14 protein-coding genes are annotated in these 15,287 nt (G+C 69.8%); 5 read left to right on the plus strand and 9 right to left on the minus strand.

Annotated elements, in window-relative coordinates; translation table 11 throughout:
• Window positions 1–98 precede the first annotated feature (98 nt).
• Window positions 99–932: a phosphatase PAP2 family protein gene (locus tag AC0VY3_RS25960; RefSeq protein ID WP_475550716.1), complete on the plus strand. Its 834-nt coding sequence runs from the start codon at window positions 99–101 to the stop codon at window positions 930–932.
• On the opposite strand, the gene AC0VY3_RS25965 is transcribed toward AC0VY3_RS25960, so the two are convergent.
• From AC0VY3_RS25965 to AC0VY3_RS26000, 8 genes are all read right to left on the minus strand, one after another.
• Window positions 898–2,721, minus strand: a complete 1,824-nt coding sequence (locus tag AC0VY3_RS25965) for a chitinase (protein WP_475550717.1) — start codon at window positions 2,719–2,721, stop codon at window positions 898–900. The two genes, AC0VY3_RS25960 and AC0VY3_RS25965, sit on opposite strands and share 35 nt — an antisense overlap.
• A 91-nt stretch (window positions 2,722–2,812) precedes the next feature.
• The gene (locus AC0VY3_RS25970; RefSeq protein ID WP_103512770.1) at window positions 2,813–3,286 is read right to left on the minus strand and encodes a bifunctional DNA primase/polymerase; all 474 of its coding nucleotides are present in this window, start codon (window positions 3,284–3,286) and stop codon (window positions 2,813–2,815) included.
• Between the two features lie 138 nt (window positions 3,287–3,424).
• A complete protein-coding gene (locus tag AC0VY3_RS25975) occupies window positions 3,425–4,840 on the minus strand; it encodes an NAD(P)/FAD-dependent oxidoreductase (RefSeq protein ID WP_475550718.1) in 1,416 nt (471 codons plus the stop codon).
• A gap of 23 nt (window positions 4,841–4,863) precedes the next feature.
• Window positions 4,864–5,667 carry an ABC transporter permease gene (locus AC0VY3_RS25980; protein WP_475550719.1) on the minus strand — a complete coding sequence of 268 codons (804 nt, stop codon included), beginning with the start codon at window positions 5,665–5,667 and terminating at the stop codon, window positions 4,864–4,866.
• On the minus strand, window positions 5,667–6,608 hold the full coding sequence (locus AC0VY3_RS25985; RefSeq protein ID WP_475550720.1) for an ABC transporter permease: 942 nt from the start codon (window positions 6,606–6,608) through the stop codon (window positions 5,667–5,669). The genes AC0VY3_RS25980 and AC0VY3_RS25985 overlap by 1 nt, the downstream gene beginning before the upstream one ends.
• The gene (locus AC0VY3_RS25990; RefSeq protein ID WP_103512773.1) at window positions 6,605–7,756 is read right to left on the minus strand and encodes an ABC transporter ATP-binding protein; all 1,152 of its coding nucleotides are present in this window, start codon (window positions 7,754–7,756) and stop codon (window positions 6,605–6,607) included. Before AC0VY3_RS25990 ends, AC0VY3_RS25985 begins: the two co-directional genes overlap by 4 nt.
• Before the next feature lie 70 nt (window positions 7,757–7,826).
• Entirely contained in the window at window positions 7,827–9,074 is a 1,248-nt protein-coding gene (locus AC0VY3_RS25995) for an ABC transporter substrate-binding protein (protein ID WP_475550721.1), read from the minus strand.
• A 73-nt stretch (window positions 9,075–9,147) separates the two neighbouring features.
• Complete coding sequence (locus AC0VY3_RS26000; protein ID WP_103512775.1) at window positions 9,148–10,662, minus strand: gamma-aminobutyraldehyde dehydrogenase; 1,515 nt, start codon at window positions 10,660–10,662, stop codon at window positions 9,148–9,150.
• Between the two features lie 206 nt (window positions 10,663–10,868).
• Here AC0VY3_RS26000 and AC0VY3_RS26005 point away from each other — a divergent pair, with 206 nt between their 5' ends.
• Both AC0VY3_RS26005 and AC0VY3_RS26010 read left to right on the plus strand, forming a co-directional pair.
• Window positions 10,869–11,426 (plus strand): NADAR family protein, encoded by a 558-nt coding sequence (locus AC0VY3_RS26005; RefSeq protein WP_103512776.1) that lies wholly within the window; start codon window positions 10,869–10,871, stop codon window positions 11,424–11,426.
• Between the two features lie 294 nt (window positions 11,427–11,720).
• On the plus strand, window positions 11,721–12,674 hold the full coding sequence (locus AC0VY3_RS26010) for an IS481 family transposase (protein ID WP_475549304.1): 954 nt from the start codon (window positions 11,721–11,723) through the stop codon (window positions 12,672–12,674).
• Here the strand turns inward: AC0VY3_RS26010 and AC0VY3_RS26015 are convergent.
• Window positions 12,671–13,390: a DUF4190 domain-containing protein gene (locus tag AC0VY3_RS26015; RefSeq protein WP_242736964.1), complete on the minus strand. Its 720-nt coding sequence runs from the start codon at window positions 13,388–13,390 to the stop codon at window positions 12,671–12,673. The two genes, AC0VY3_RS26010 and AC0VY3_RS26015, sit on opposite strands and share 4 nt — an antisense overlap.
• A 122-nt stretch (window positions 13,391–13,512) precedes the next feature.
• Between AC0VY3_RS26015 and AC0VY3_RS26020 the strand changes: the two genes are divergently transcribed.
• Both AC0VY3_RS26020 and AC0VY3_RS26025 read left to right on the plus strand, forming a co-directional pair.
• The gene (locus tag AC0VY3_RS26020) at window positions 13,513–14,547 is read left to right on the plus strand and encodes an adenosine deaminase (protein ID WP_103507100.1); all 1,035 of its coding nucleotides are present in this window, start codon (window positions 13,513–13,515) and stop codon (window positions 14,545–14,547) included.
• A 22-nt stretch (window positions 14,548–14,569) separates the two neighbouring features.
• Entirely contained in the window at window positions 14,570–15,283 is a 714-nt protein-coding gene (locus AC0VY3_RS26025) for a glycerophosphodiester phosphodiesterase (RefSeq protein WP_103507101.1), read from the plus strand.
• Window positions 15,284–15,287 lie beyond the last annotated feature (4 nt).

Raw genomic sequence — 15,287 nt, forward strand, 5'->3', positions numbered from 1 at the left:
GCATCCGGGTGAGGGCCTGTGAAGAACGTGTGCGGGGGCGATGGCGGGAGGCGGTGGCGACTATCAGCCGCTCTTCCGCTGCCGTACGGTTTATGCAGATGAGAGAAACACCTCGGCCCCGGGAAACCGCGGTCGACTCCGGACCGGGGCTTCCCCAGCGCCGTCCGGGGCGTGTGTTCGCGCACACCGGAGCCTCCGGCTCCGGGACTCCTCACCGATCGGACGGCCGCCCGCCCCACACCCCCCGGGGCGCGCGGCGAACCGATCTCGCCGGCCATCCCGGAACACCCCCCCCTGTTCCCGGGTGGCCGGCCCCCCTCGTTTCCGGCCTCCTCGGTCCGCTCGCGGTCCTCTTCGCGCTGATCACCTGGCAGGTCGCCGTCGACGGTCCGCTGCTGCGGCTGGACGAGCGTGTGGGCCCGAAGCTTTTCGGGCAGGGCCCGGCCGCGCTGACGCAGGTTCTCTCCGATCTCGGCGGGATGGCGGTGGCGCTTCCCGTGCTGACCGTCGTGATCGCGTACGCGCTGTGGCGTCGTGCGCTGCGGCTCGCCGTGTACGCGGCCCTCACCATGGCGGCGGTGCCCGCGCTGGTGATCCCGCTGAAGGTGGCCACCGCCCGGCAGGGCCCGCTGACCGAGGCGGTCAACTACTACCCGTCCGGCCATACGGCGACGGCCGCCGTGGCGTACGGGGCCTCGGCCCTGGTGCTGCTGGCACTGCCGCGCCCGGCGTGGCTGCGGGCGGCGTCCTGGCCCCGGACGTGGATGATGCCCGTCGCCGCGATCCTGTTGACCACGGCGACGGGCATCGGTCTGGTGCTGCACGGCTACCACTGGCCGCTGGACGTGCTGGCCAGTTGGTGCCTGGGGCCGTTGGTGCTGGCGCCCCTGTGGTGGGTCAGTTGCCGAAGTAGCCGTCGAAGTTCCGGCTGAACTCCCAGTCGTTGAAGCGGTCCCAGTTGATCGACCAGGTCATCAGGCCGCGCAGGTCGGACCAGGTGCCGTGGGTCTGGTACGAGCCGCAGGAGGTCTTCTTGATCAGGCAGTCGAGCGCCTTGTTGACCTCGGCCGGTGAGGTGTGGCCGTTGCCCGCCTGGGTGGAGGCCGGGAGACCGATGGCGACCTGGTCGGGGCGCAGGCCCGGGAAGACCCGGCTGGTGTCGCCCGCCACCGGGAAGCCCGCGAGGAGCATGTCGGTCATCGCGATGTGGAAGTCGGCGCCGCCCATCGAGTGGTACTGGTTGTCCAGGCCCATGATCGGGCCCGAGTTGTAGTCCTGGACGTGCAGCAGGGTCAGATCGTCGCGCAGTGCGTGGATGACCGGCAGATAGGCGCCGGCGCGCGGGTCCTGGCCTCCCCAGGGGCCGGAGCCGTAGAACTGGTAGCCGAGCTGCACGAAGAAGGTCTCCGGCGCCATCGTGAGGACGAAGTCGGAGCCGTACTTCGCCTTGAGCGACTTCACCGCGGAGATCAGGTTGACGATCACCGGTGAGGTGGGGCTGCGGAAGTCGGTGTCTCCCGTGTTCAGGGAGAGCGAGTGGCCCTCGAAGTCGATGTCGAGGCCGTCCAGACCGTAGGTGTCGATGATCTTGGAGACCGAGGTGACGAAGGCGTCCCGGGCGGCGGCGGTGCCGAGCTGCACCTGTCCGTTCTGGCCGCCGATGGAGATCAGCACCTTCTTGCCCGCCGCCTGCTTGGCCTTGATCGCGGCCTTGAACTCCGCCTCGGACTCGACGTTCGGGCACTCGGCGACCGGGCAGAGCGCGAAGCGGATGTCGCCGGAGGTGACGGAGGTGGGCTCGCCGAAGGCGAGGTTGATGACGTCCCAGGAGTCGGGCACGTCCGCCATCCGCGTGTAGCCGGAGCCGTTGGCGAAGCTGGAGTGCAGATAGCCGACGAGCGCGCGGGCCGGGAGCTTGGTGTCGCCGCCTCCGCCGCCCTCCGTCGTGGTCGCGGTGATGGCCGCCGACTTCGCGGACTCACCGGCCGCGTTGGTGGCGGAGACCTGGAAGCTGTACGCGGTGGAGGGCGTCAGGCCCGTCACGGTGGCGGAGGGGCCGGTGGCCGTGGCCACCTTCGTACCGCCGCGGTAGACGTTGTAGCCGCTCGCACCCGATACGGCGTTCCAGGAGAGCGCCACGGACGACGAGGTGAGCGCGGTGGTCTTGAGGCCGGCGGGGACGGCCGGGATCACGACGGGCTCGCCGCCGGGGCCGATGAGGGTGAGGTCGTCGACGTAGTGGTCCGGGGTGCCGTACCAGCCGTGGGTGTAGACGCTCACGGAGGTGGTGGTGGGTCCGGTGGTGAAGGTGGTGGTGAGCTGCTTCCACGCGTCGGGGGACTGGGTCCAGGTGGAGACGTCGGTGGTGCCGGTTCCGGACGCGCCGAGGAAGACGTGACTGCCCTGCACCCAGGCGCCCAGTGTGTACGAGGAGTTGGGCTTGACCGCGATGGTCTGGGAGCACTTGGCGTGGTCGCTGCCGGCCGGGGTCGCCTTGAGCGCGTGGTCACCGCTGCGCTTGGGCGCGGTGACGGCCGCCCCGCTCTGGTTGGCGCAGTTCCAGCCGTCCAGGCCCGCCTCGAAGCCGCCGTTGCGCACCAGATCCGCGTCGGCGGCGCTCACCGTAGGGGCGGAGGCCACCAGAGTGGCGACTGCCAGCAGGGTGGCCGAACAGACGGCCAGAAGTCCGGAAGATCTGACGGTTGGTCCGGTGCGTTCCACAACAGCCTCCGCGCAGGGGGGAAATGGGGGGTGTGGCGTGCGCACAACATGGTCCAGACCAATCAGGTTGTCAAGACCTCTGGCGGCCGACTCAGCTCTCCGGCCGCTCCTGCCGGGCGTCCCGGGCGGCCGCGCCCGCCGCCTCGTGCATCGCGAGTTCGAGGATTCCGGCGTCGGTGAGGGTCCCCGAGCCGTCCGGCGGAAGCAGCCAGCGCACTTTCCCGGTGGCCCGCCCCGGATACGGGACGACGATCCAGGTGCCCTGGCCGCAGCCCCTGATCCCGGTGCCGATCCAGCGGGAGACGGTGCCCGGCGGGACGAAGAAGCCCATGCGGGACTCGCCGAAGTCGGCGAGGACGGGGCCCGGTCGGGCGATCAGCCGGGTGAGGACGTCGAGCGTCGGATAGCCGAGATCGCCCGGAAGGATCAGGACGTCCCAGCGCTTGCCGGCGGGAAGGAGCGCGATCCCCTGGGGATTGCGCTCCCACTCCCACCGGCAGGCGGCCGGGTCCGGTGCCACCGCTGTGAGCCACTCGACCGCGGCCTTCGTTTCCGAGCCAGTCATGACCAGCCTCCCGTCGACGTGAGCACCGGCAGGGGTTCTGCGGTGCGTACACAGGCGAGAGAGCGGTCGGCGCCGACTATGACGCGGGTTGAGGCTACTAGTTGGTAGTGAACTGGGTCACAGCCGTGATGGCCTGGGTCAGCTGTCGAAACCGAGGCCCAGTCTGTCCATGGTCTTCAGCCACAGGTTGCGGCGCCCGCCGTTGCTGTCGGCGCGGGCCAGGGACCGTTTGGTGATCTCGATACCGGCCCAGGCGAAGGGCTCCGGCGGGAAGGGCATCGGCTTGGAGCGGACCATCTCCAGCCGGGTCCGCTCGGTCTCCTCGCCGGAGAGGAGGTCGAGCATCACATCGGCGCCGAAGCGGGTGGATCCGACGCCGAGTCCGGTGAATCCGGCGGCGTACGCGACCCGCCCCTGGTGCGCCGTTCCGAAGAAAGCGGTGAAGCGGGAACAGGTGTCGATCGCACCGCCCCAGGCGTGCGAGAAATTCAGCCCGGAAAGCTGCGGGAAACAGGTGAAGAACTGCTCCGCCAGTTTCAGGAACGTCTCCGGGCGCTGATCGAGATCGACCCTGAGCCGGCCCCCGTACGGATAGATCGCGTCGTATCCGCCCCACAGGATCCGGTTGTCCGCGGAAAGCCGGAAGTAATGGAATTGGTTGGCGCTGTCGCCGAGCCCCTGGCGGCCCTTCCAGCCGATGGATTCCAGCTGCTCGGGGCTGAGCGGCTCGGTCATCAGCGCGTAGTCGTAGACCGGCACGGTGTACGGCCGGACCCGCTTGACCAGCGACGGGAAGATGTTGGTGCCGAGCGCGACGCGACGGGCGAAGATCCGGCCGTACGGGGTGCGGACCGCCATCCCCGTACCGGAGCGGACGAGGTCGAGGCCGCGGGTGTGCTCGTGGATCCGTACGCCGAGCTCCAGGCAGGCCCGCTTCAGGCCCCAGGCGAGCTTCGCCGGGTGCAGCATCGCGACGCCGCGCCGGTCCCAGAGGCCGCCGAGGAAGGTGGGCGAGTCGACCTCGACGCGCAGGGCGTCGCGGTCCAGGAAATCCACGCCCGTGATGCCGAGCTTCACGATCTCCTCGTGCCATTCCCGCAGCTCTTCGAGCTGATGGGGCTCGGTGGCGACATCGATCTCGCCGGTCCGCTCGAACTCGCAGTCGATGCCGTAGCGGGCGACGGCGGCCTCGATGGCGTCGAGGTTCCGCTCCCCCAGCTCCTCCAGCTTCGCGATCTCGTCGGGCCAGCGCTCCACACCGTTGGCCAGGCCATGGGTGAGGGAGGCGGCGCAGAAGCCGCCGTTGCGGCCCGAGGCGGCCCAGCCCACCTCGTGCCCCTCGATGAGGACGACATCCCGGTCCGGGTCGCGCTCCTTGGCGATGAGCGCGGTCCACAGGCCGCTGTAGCCGCCGCCGATGACCAGGAGGTCGGTGTGCTCGTCGCCGGTGAGGGCGGGAAGCCCGTCGGGTTTGGCCGGGTCGTCGAGCCAGTAGGAGACCGGCTTGGCGCCGGCGATCGATTGTGCGGCAGTACGCATGGCAGCTGGGGCCATGGTTTCCAACTCCTTCAGGACTTTCAGGTTCGAGCGGTGCTCTTTCGCCGGTTCGCGATGAGCTGGCCGACGAGAACCATCAGTACCGCAATGACGAACATGGCGGTGCCGATGACATTGATCTGCACGGGCGTGCCGCGCTGTGCCGAACCCCAGACGAACATGGGGAACGTGACGGTGGAGCCCGCGTTGAAATTCGTGATGATGAAATCGTCGAACGAGAGCGCGAAGGCGAGCAGTGCCCCCGCCGCGATTCCCGGTGCGGCGATCGGAAGGGTGACCCGTACGAAGGTCTGCACGGGACCGGCGTACAGGTCGCGGGCGGCTTCCTCCAGTCTCGGGTCCATCGACATGACGCGCGCCTTGACGGCCGTCACCACGAAGCTGAGGCAGAACATGATGTGCGCGATCAGCACGGTCCAGAAGCCGAGCTGGGCGCCCATGTTGAGGAAGAGCGTGAGCAGCGACGCGGCCATGACGACCTCGGGCATCGCCATCGGGAGGAAGATCAGCGAGCTGATCGCGCCGCGCGCCCGGAAGCGGTAGCGGACCAGTGCGAAGGCGACCGCCGTGCCGAGCGCGGTGGCCCCGAGCGTCGCCCAGAAGGCGATCTGCAGCGAGAGGGAGAGCGAACCGCAGAGGTCGGCGACGCCGCACGGATCCTTCCAGGCGTCCAGCGAGAACCGCTGCCACTCGTAGTTGAAGCGGCCGTTGGGCTTGTTGAACGAGAACACCATCACGACGATGTTCGGCAGGATCATGTACGCGAGGGTCAGCAGACCCGCGATGACGACCAGGTTCCGGCGTATCCAGCGCAGTACGGGCATCAGACCAGGTCCTCCGTCCCGGAGCGGCGGATGTAGAAGGTGACCATCAGCAGGACGATCGCCATGAGGATGAACGAGAGCGCGGCGGCCGTCGGATAGTCCAGGACCCGCAGGAACTGGCTCTGGATGACGCTGCCGACCATCTTGGTGTCGGTGGAGCCCAGCAGTTCCGCGTTCACGTAGTCGCCGCTGGCCGGGATGAAGGTCAGCAGCGTGCCGGAGACGACGCCGGGCATGGAGAGCGGGAACGTCACCTTGCGGAAGGTGCTGGCGGGGGTGGCGTAGAGGTCGCCCGCCGCCTCGTGCAGCCGGCCGTCGATCCGCTCCAGCGAGGTGTAGAGCGGCAGGATCATGAACGGCAGGAAGTTGTACGTGAGGCCGCAGACGACGGCCATCGGGGTGGCGAGCACCCGGTTGGACTCGGTCCAGCCGAGCCAGCTGGTGACGTCCAGGACGTGCAGGGTGTTGAGCACGTCCACGACCGCGCCGCCGTCGGCGAGGATCGTCTTCCACGCCAGCGTACGGATGAGGAAGCTGGTGAAGAACGGGGCGATGACCAGCACGAGCACCAGGTTGCGCCAGCGGCCCGCCTTGAACGCGATGAGGTAGGCGAGCGGGTAGCCCAGCAGCAGACACAGGATCGTGGCGGTGCCCGCGTAGAGCAGGGACCGGATGAACTGCGGGTAGTACTCGCGCAGTGCGTCCACGTACGTCTGGAAGTGCCAGGTGACCTCGAAGCCCTGCTCCAGCGAGCCGGTCTGTACGGAGGTGGAGGCCTGGTAGACGAGCGGCAGGGCGAAGAAGACGAGCAGCCAGAGGATGCCGGGCAGCAGCAGCCAGTACGGGACGAGCCGTTTGCGGGTGGAGGGCTTGCGGAGCTTGAGCTCCCGGGGCTCCTCGGGGTTGGGGGACGGCGCGGGCGGCGCCTCGGTGAGGCTCACTCCGCGTCCTCCACGCTCGTCGCGCCCGCGTCGATGTCCTGGGCGGCGTCGAGTCCGAAGGTGTGGGCCGGGTTCCAGTGCAGGACCACCTCGGCGCCGACTTGGAGTCCCACACGCCTGTCAACGTTCTGCTCGTACACCTGGAGGGCCGTTCCGGCCGGGCTCTCGACCACGTACTGGGTGGAGACGCCGATGAAGCTGGAGTCGGTGATGCGGCCGGTGACGCGGTTGCGGCCGGCGGCTATGCCGTCCGCGTCGTCCGCGTGGGCGAGCGATATCTTCTCGGGCCGGATGCCGAGGAGCAGCCGTCCGCCGCTGTTGGTGGGGGCCGAACACCGCTCGCGGGGCAGGGTGAGCTTTTCGCCGCCCGCGGCCACCACCGGATCGCCGCCCGTGGACACGACTTCGCCCTCGATGAGGTTGGAGGTGCCGAGGAAGTTGGCGACGAAGGTGGTGCGCGGGTTCTCGTAGAGGTCGGCGGGCGCGCCGAGCTGCTCGACGCGGCCGCCGTTCATCACCGCGACGGTGTCGGCCATGGTCATGGCCTCCTCCTGGTCGTGGGTGACGTGCACGAAGGTGATGCCGACCTCGGTCTGGATCCGCTTGAGCTCCAGCTGCATCTGGCGGCGGAGCTTGAGGTCGAGGGCGCCGAGCGGTTCGTCGAGCAGCAGGACCTGCGGGTGGTTGATGAGGGCGCGGGCGACGGCGACGCGCTGTTGCTGGCCGCCGGAGAGCTGATGCGGTTTGCGGCGGGCGAAGTCGCCGAGCTGGACCAGTTCCAGCATGTCGTCGACCTGCTTCTTCACCGACTTGATGCCGCGCCGCCGGAGTCCGAAGGCGATGTTCTCGGTGATGTCCAGGTGCGGGAAGAGCGCATAGCTCTGGAAGACGGTGTTGACCGGCCGCTTGTACGGGGGCAGGTCGGTGATGTCCTTGTTCCCGAGGAAGACCGTGCCGGTGGTGGCCTCCTCCAGACCCGCGATCATCCGCAGGGTGGTGGTCTTGCCGCAGCCCGACGCGCCGAGCAGGGCGAAGAAGGAGCCCTGCGGCACGGTCAGGTCGAGCGGGTGTACGGCGGTGAAGGTGCCGTAGGTCTTGCTGATTCCGGCGAGGCGGACATCGCCGCCCGCGGTCTGCTGCTGTGTCATGGGTCGCAGTCCCAGTGTGTTCGGGGAAGGAGTTCGAGAAAGGGGTGACCAGGCGCGGGAGCGTGCCGGGTCAGGCGCCGATGAGTTTGGCGAACTTCTCTTCGTACGCGGTCTCTTCCTCGGTGCTCAGGGAGCGGAAGGAGCGGGACTTCGCCGCCATCTCCTTGTCGGGAAGGATCAGCGTGTTGGAGGCCATCGACTCGTCGATCTTGGCGAGTTCCTCGCGTACGCCGTCGACCGGGCAGACGTAGTTGATGTACGCGGCGAGCTGGGCGGCGACCGGTGGCTCGTAGTAGTAGTCGATGAGCTTCTCGGCGTTGGTCTTGTGCCGGGCCTGGGCGGGGACCAGGAGGCTGTCGCTGGAGGTGATGTATCCGGCGGCCGGGATGGCGTACTCGATGTCCGGGTTGTCGGCCTGGAGCTGGATGATGTCCCCGGCCCAGGCGACGCAGGCGGCGATGTCGCCCTTGCTGAGGTCGGCGGTGTAGTCGTTACCGGTGAAGCGGCGGATCTGCTTCTTGTCGACGGCCTTCTGGAGGCGGCCGATCGCCCCGTCGAAGTCGGCGTCGGTGAACTTCCCCGGGTCCTTGCCCTGGTCGAGCAGGGTCATGCCGACGGAGTCGCGCATCTCGGAGAGGAAGGAGACCCGGCCCTTGAGCTTCGGGTCGTCGAGCAGCTGGGTGACGGAGTCGACCTTGCGGCCGCCGGTCGCCTTCTTGTTGTACGCGATGACGGTCGGGATGCCGGTCCACGGATAGGAGTAGGCGCGGCCGGGGTCCCAGTCGGGGCTGCGGAACTGGGCGGAGACATTGGCGAAGGCGTGCGGAAGGTTCGACGGGTCGAGCTTCTGCGCCCAGCCGAGCCGGATGATGCGGGCGGCGAGCCAGTCGGTGACGCAGATGAGGTCGCGCCCGGTGTCCTGCCCCGCCGCCAGCTGGGGCTTGATCTTGCCGAAGAACTCGACGTTGTCGTTGATGTCCTCGGTGTACTTGACCCTGATCCCGGTGCGTTCGGTGAACGCCTCCAGGGTGGGGCGGCTCTTCTCGTCCTCGCTGACGTCCATGTACTCGGTCCAGTTGGAGAAGTTCAGCACCTTCTCCTCGGCCGAGTGGTCGTCGGCGGCCACTGCTCCCTCGGCGCGCCCGGCGGGCGGGATGCCGCACGCGCCGAGGGTGGCTATGCCGCCGACGGCGAGCGCGCCCATGCCGGAGGCGCGCAGCAGGGAGCGGCGGGTGAGGGCGCCCCTGCCGCTGGTCAGGGATCGCCTCATGGCCGCCAGCTGGACCGGCGTGAGGCGCTCGGGCTCGTAACTCTCCATACTCGTTTGCCCTTTCGGGTGGGAGGCCGCCGGGGCCCGCCGTCGTGGACGGGCCCCGCTCGTGCGGCAGCTGCTATCGGTCCCCGAAGATCGTGCGGTGCCAGTCCTTGCGGGCGACCGCGGTGTTGTCGTACATGACGTGCTTGACCTGCGTGTACTCCTCGAAGGAGTACGCCGACATGTCCTTGCCGAAGCCGCTGGCCTTGTAGCCGCCGTGCGGCATCTCGGAGAGGATCGGGATGTGGTCGTTCACCCACACACAGCCCGCCTGGATCTCGCGGGTGGCGCGGTTCGCGCGGTACAGGTCGCGGGTCCAGGCGGAGGCGGCCAGTCCGTACGGGGTGTCGTTGGCCAGCGCGATGCCCTCGTCGTCGGTGTCGAAGGGCAGGACGACCAGGACCGGGCCGAAGATCTCCGACTGGACGATCTCGCTGTCCTGGGCCGCGTCCGCGACGAGGGTCGGCCGGTAGTACGCGCCGTCGGCGAGGTCGCCGCCGGGGGCCTCGCCGCCGGTGACGACGCGGGCGTAGCCGCGGGCCCGCTCGACGAAGGCGGCGACGCGGTCGCGCTGGGCATGGCTGATGAGCGGGCCGAGGTCGGTGGACGCGTCGAAGGGGTCGCCGAGCCGGACGGTCTCCATGAGCGCGGCGACGTCCCGGACGAAGGCTTCGTAGAGGGGGCGCTGGACGTAGGCGCGGGTGGCGGCGGTGCAGTCCTGGCCGGTGTTGATGAGGGAGCCGGCGACCGCGCCGTGGACGGCGGCCTCCAGGTCGGCGTCGTCGAAGACCACGAAGGGGGCCTTGCCGCCGAGCTCCAGGTGGAGGCGCTTGACGGTGGCGGTGGCGATCTCGGCGACACGCTTGCCGACGGCGGTGGAGCCGGTGAAGGAGGTCATCACGACGTCGGGGTGGCCGACGAGGTGCTCGCCGGCGTCCTTGCCCGCGCCGGTGACGATGTTGATCACGCCGTCGGGAATGCCCGCCTCGGTGGCGGCCTGGGCGAACATCAGCGAGGTGAGCGGGGTCAGCTCGGCGGGCTTGAGGACGATGGTGTTGCCCGCGGCGACGGCCGGGAGGACCTTCCAGGCGGCCATCTGGAGCGGGTAGTTCCAGGGGGCGATGGAGCCGACGACGCCGATCGCCTCGCGGCGTACGTAGGAGGTGTGGTCGCCGTCGTACTCGGCGGCGGCCTTGCCCTCCAGGTGGCGGGCCGCGCCCGCGAAGAAGGCGGTGTTGTCGACGGTTCCGGGAACGTCGAACTCGGTGGAGAGCTTGATCGGCTTGCCGCACTGGAGGGATTCGGCGTACGCGAAGTCGTCGGCCTGCTCGGCGAGGACGGCGGCGAAGCGGTGCATCGCGTCGGAGCGTTCGCCGGGCGTCGCACCGGACCAGCCGGGGAAGGCGGCGCGGGCGGCGGCGACGGCCGCGTCCACGTCGTCGGGGCCCGCCAGCTCGTAGCGGAGCACGCTCTCGCCGGTCGCGGGGTTCACCACCTCGTGGTGGCGGCCGGATGTGCCGGGGAGCAGCTTGCCGCCGATGTACTGCGCACCTTCCGCGAAGCGGTCCTGAACCTGGAAGCCGTTGCTCATGACGCTCTCCTCCGCCGCTGTACCCGCTGGGCGGGGTCGGCGTAGCTTCTTCGTGAATTGAGTGCCGATCCTGACAGAGGGGTTCAAGCCCAACAAGTGATTCCGTTGTTGCCTTTTGGTTACGCGACGGAATCTGTCGACCATGTGTCGTGTCGGTGCGGAAATCCCCGTACGGAGTGTCAGTGGCGGATGCCACACTCACATGCATGGGACCGATCGATGAGCTTCTGGCGGACGTGGCGCGGGGCAGGCGGGTGAAGTTTCTGCCGTTCTGGGGACACCGGCCGCGTCCGGACGGACGGATCGGCGCGAGCTGTCTGAGCCAGTGGTGGCCGTCGCCGTTCACGGTGGACCACGTGACGTACGCCAGCGCCGAGCACTGGATGATGGCGGGCAAGGCGCGGCTCTTCGGCGATCCGGAGGCGGAGCGGGCGGCGGTCTCGGCGAAGAGCCCGGCGGCGGCGAAGAAGGCGGGGCGGCTGGTGCGCGGCTTCGACGAGGACGTGTGGATACGGGAGCGGTTCGCCCTCGTCGTGGCGGGCAGCGTGCACAAGTTCGGGCGGGACCCGGAGCTGGGCGGCTATCTCCTGTCCACCGGTGACCGGGTGCTGGTGGAGGCGTCGCCGCTGGACCGGATCTGGGGCGTCGGGCTCGCGGCGGACGACGAGCGGGTGGAGCGGCCGCAGCAGTGGCGGGGGCTGAATCTGCTGGGCTTCGCACTGATGGAGGCCCGGGAGAGGCTGCGGGCGGGCGCGACGGGGTGAGCCGGGGTCGCACTTCTACGGCGACCGGCCGGGCAGGGATCGCTCCCTGCCCGGCCGGTCGTCGTAGCGTTCGGCGCGGGGACTGCCAGGACCTGGCGTCGAACTGCCGCCTGCCGGGCGACGCCTGGCCATAGGGCCCATCCGGTCCTGATCCGCCGGACACGCCCTAGCTGTATTGCCCCGGGAGGTTGTGGACGGGTGATGCAGGTCTCGGCTGAGGCTGCTTGAACGGGTGAGGGCCTTCCGGGTTCGGTGTGGATTGCGACATCTCCACCGAACGATCAGAAGGCCCTCATGCCCCACCGTAATGCACCGCTGACCGAGACCGGACGCCTGCGGCTGGCCCGCTGCGTGGTCGAGGACGGCTGGCCCCTGCGCCGGGCCGCCGAACGCTTTCAGGTCTCACCCACCACCGCCCAGCGGTGGGCCGCCCGCTACCGCATGTTCGGCGAGGCCGGGATGACCGACCTCTCCTCCCGCCCGCACCACAGCCCCCGCCGCACCCCGACCCGCACCGAACGCCGGATCATCAAGGTCCGCATCCTGCGACGGTGGGGACCGGCCCGCATCGCCCACCTGCTCGACCTGGTGCCCTCGACCGTCCACCGGGTCCTGACCCGCTACGGCCTGGCCCGCCTCACACACCTGGACCGCGCGACCGGCCGCACCATCCGCCGCTACGAACGCGAACGCCCCGGCGAACTCGTCCACGTCGACATCAAGAAACTCGGCAACATCCCCGACGGCGGCGGCCACAAGGTCCTCGGCCGCCAAGCCGGCCGAAAGACCCGCAAGAACGCCGGCTACAGCTACATCCACACCGCCGTCGACGACCACTCCCGCCTCGCCTACAGCGAGATCCACGCCGACGAGAAGAAGGAAACCGCCACCGGCTTCTGGACCCGGGCACACGCCTACTTCACCAGCGTCGGGATCACCGTCGAACGCGTCCTGACCGACAACGGCTCCTGCTACAAGTCCCACACCTGGCGCGACACACTGGCAGCGGCCGGGATCACCCACAAGCGAACCCGGCCCTACCGGCCCCAGACCAACGGCAAAGTCGAACGCCTCAACCGCACCCTGCTCGACGAATGGGCCTACGCCCGCCCCTACCGCTCAGAACAGGAACGACGCGACGCGTTCCCCCAGTGGCTCCACACCTACAATCACCACCGCGGACACACCGCACTCGCAGGCAAACCACCCGCCAGCCGCGTCCCTAACCTCACCGGGCAATACACCTAGCGGCGGTCCTCCACGACAAGTGACGTGGCGAACGGGTCGTCGTAGGTGTCGCCGTATTCGCTGTCGCCGTCGCTGTCCGTGTTCGTTGCGGCCCAGATGATCAGGCCGAGGATCGCGGCGCCGACGACGATGCCGACGGAGCCGAGAATGACCCCGGCGAGCGCCATGCCCCGGTTGGTGGCCTCGCCGCGCTTGGCACGGCCGAGGCCGATGATGCCGAAGATCAGCGCGAGGATGCCGAGGATGATGTTGACGCCGTACATGCAGAAGCCGACCACCGAGATGATGCCGATCACCATCGCGGCGGTGCCCAGACCGTTGTTGGGCGCCGGGCCCCAGGCGGCCGGACCCATGCCGTAGGCGCCGTAGCCCGGGTAGCCGCCGTACGGCTGCGCGGGCGGGGCCGGGTAGCCGTAGTGGCCGGCGGCGGGCGGCGGGGCCGGGTGGCCGGGGCCGTTCGGGCCGATCGGCGGCGGCGGTACGTCCGAGGGCGCGGGCCCGAAGCCGGGCTGCGGCTGGGGTATCGGCCCGGTGCCGTCCCCCGCGGCCGGCATCGACGTCACGGTCGGCTGGTCGTGGACCGCGGGCGGCGTGTGCGCGGCGGGCGGCGGCGTCTGCGCACCCGGCTTGTTCAGCTCCACCCGGCCGCTGTCCGGCGGTGCCCACGGATCGCGCGGCGCGGCCCCGCCCCCGGGCTGCTCTGTGTTGTCTGACATGGGCCTCCCCCATCGTGGTCCCGTCATGCTACGGCCAGGCCCGACGGCCTCGGACCCCGCCTACGATGATCGGTGCGGCCGGTACGCCCGGCCCGACGTCACGCCGAACCGGGAGATTTCCGATGACCGATCCGCATCCCTTCATCGCCGGGCTGCCCAAGGCCGAGCTCCATGTCCACCATGTCGGGTCGGCCTCGCCCCGGATCGTCGCGGAGCTGGCCGCCCGCCACCCGGACTCCGGGGTCCCCACGGACCCGGAGGCGCTGGCCGACTACTTCACCTTCACCGACTTCGCGCACTTCATCGACGTCTATCTGTCGGTGGTGGATGTGGTCCGCACCCCCGAGGACGTCCGGCTGCTCACCTTCGAGGTGGCGCGGGACATGGCCCGGCAGAACATCCGGTACGCGGAGCTGACGGTGACCCCGTACAGCTCGACCCGCCGGGGCATTCCCGAGGTCGGGTTCATGGAGGCCATAGAGGACGCCCGCAAGGCGGCCGAGGCCGAGCTGGGCGTCGTCCTGCGCTGGTGCTTCGACATTCCGGGTGAGGCCGGGCTCCGGTCGGCCGAGGAGACCGTCCGGCTCGCGGTGGAACACCGGCCCGAAGGGCTCGTCTCCTTCGGCCTCGGCGGGCCCGAGATCGGGGTGGACCGCCCGCAGTTCAAGCCCTACTTCGACCGGGCCATCGCCGAGGGCCTGCACTCGGTGCCGCACGCCGGGGAGACCACCGGGCCGCAGACGATCTGGGACGCGCTGACCGCGCTGCGCGCCGAGCGCATCGGGCACGGCACCAGCTCCGTGCAGGACCCGAAGCTGCTGGAGCACCTGGCCGAGCACCGTATCGCCCTGGAGGTCTGCCCGACGTCGAACATCGCCACCCGCGCGGTCGCCGACATCGAGCAGCACCCGATCCGGGAGATGGTCCAGGCCGGGGTGCTGGTGACCGTCAACAGCGACGACCCGCCGATGTTCGGCACCGACCTCAACAACGAGTACGCGGTGGCCGCCCGGCTGCTGGAGCTGGACGAGCGCGGCATCGCGGACCTCGCGAAGAACGCCGTGGAGGCCTCGTTCCTCGACCAGGCGGGCAAGCGGAAGCTGGCCGAGGAGATCGACACGTACACGGCGAACTGGCTCCGGGCCCCCGGCCGCTGACCCGGTCGTCGACAATGGCCCCATGGCCAACTCCGTCACCAGCGTTACCGCCGTGGGACATCGCGGCGATCCGTATCTCGCCCGCGAGAACACCCTGCCCTCGATCCGCTCCGCCCTCGAACGGGGGGCGGACGCGGTCGAGATCGACGTACGGGTGACCCGCGACGGGGTGCCCGTGCTGCTGCACGACGCGACGCTGGAGCGGCTGTGGGGCCACGACCGACGGCTGGAGAGGATCGACCACGCGGAGCTGAAGGAGCTGACCGGCGGCGGGGTGCCCACGCTCCGCGAGGCGCTGCTCGCCGTCGGGGCGCACCGGGTGATGGTGGACCTTCCCGGCTCCACGGACGCCTCGGTGAAGAAGATCGTGGGGACGGTCCGGGAGTGCGGGGCGGGCGAGCGGGCGTACTACTGCGCGAGCGCGGACGCGATGCTGCGGGTACGCGCCGCCGACCCGTCCGCCGAGATCGCCCTGACCTGGACCACGCTGGCGCCGCCGCGTCCGGAGCTGCTGGCCGCGGTGAAACCGCGGTGGCTGAACTACCGCTTCGGCCTGGTGAGCCGGGAACTGACGGACCGGGCGCACCGGGACGGACTGCTCGTCTCCGCGTGGACGGCCGACACGAAGCGCACGATGCGCCGGCTGATCGAGCGTGGCGTCGACTCGATCACCACCAACCGGATCGACACGCTCCACCGACTCCTCGCCAACTCGCCCGGGCACGGGGGTTCTTGATCGG

It is taken from the genome of Streptomyces sp. iso_384 (assembly GCF_056172905.1).

Coding starts and splice junctions, on each gene's coding strand:
- AC0VY3_RS25960 (WP_475550716.1), top strand. CDS start 99: ATGAGAGAAACACCTCGGCCCCGGGAAACCGCGGTCGACTCCGGACCG.
- AC0VY3_RS25970 (WP_103512770.1), bottom strand. CDS start 3,286: ATGACTGGCTCGGAAACGAAGGCCGCGGTCGAGTGGCTCACAGCGGTG.
- AC0VY3_RS25975 (WP_475550718.1), bottom strand. CDS start 4,840: ATGGCCCCAGCTGCCATGCGTACTGCCGCACAATCGATCGCCGGCGCC.
- AC0VY3_RS25980 (WP_475550719.1), bottom strand. CDS start 5,667: ATGCCCGTACTGCGCTGGATACGCCGGAACCTGGTCGTCATCGCGGGT.
- AC0VY3_RS25990 (WP_103512773.1), bottom strand. CDS start 7,756: ATGACACAGCAGCAGACCGCGGGCGGCGATGTCCGCCTCGCCGGAATC.
- AC0VY3_RS25995 (WP_475550721.1), bottom strand. CDS start 9,074: ATGGAGAGTTACGAGCCCGAGCGCCTCACGCCGGTCCAGCTGGCGGCC.
- AC0VY3_RS26000 (WP_103512775.1), bottom strand. CDS start 10,662: ATGAGCAACGGCTTCCAGGTTCAGGACCGCTTCGCGGAAGGTGCGCAG.
- AC0VY3_RS26005 (WP_103512776.1), top strand. CDS start 10,869: ATGGGACCGATCGATGAGCTTCTGGCGGACGTGGCGCGGGGCAGGCGG.
- AC0VY3_RS26010 (WP_475549304.1), top strand. CDS start 11,721: ATGCCCCACCGTAATGCACCGCTGACCGAGACCGGACGCCTGCGGCTG.
- AC0VY3_RS26015 (WP_242736964.1), bottom strand. CDS start 13,390: ATGTCAGACAACACAGAGCAGCCCGGGGGCGGGGCCGCGCCGCGCGAT.
- AC0VY3_RS26020 (WP_103507100.1), top strand. CDS start 13,513: ATGACCGATCCGCATCCCTTCATCGCCGGGCTGCCCAAGGCCGAGCTC.
- AC0VY3_RS26025 (WP_103507101.1), top strand. CDS start 14,570: ATGGCCAACTCCGTCACCAGCGTTACCGCCGTGGGACATCGCGGCGAT.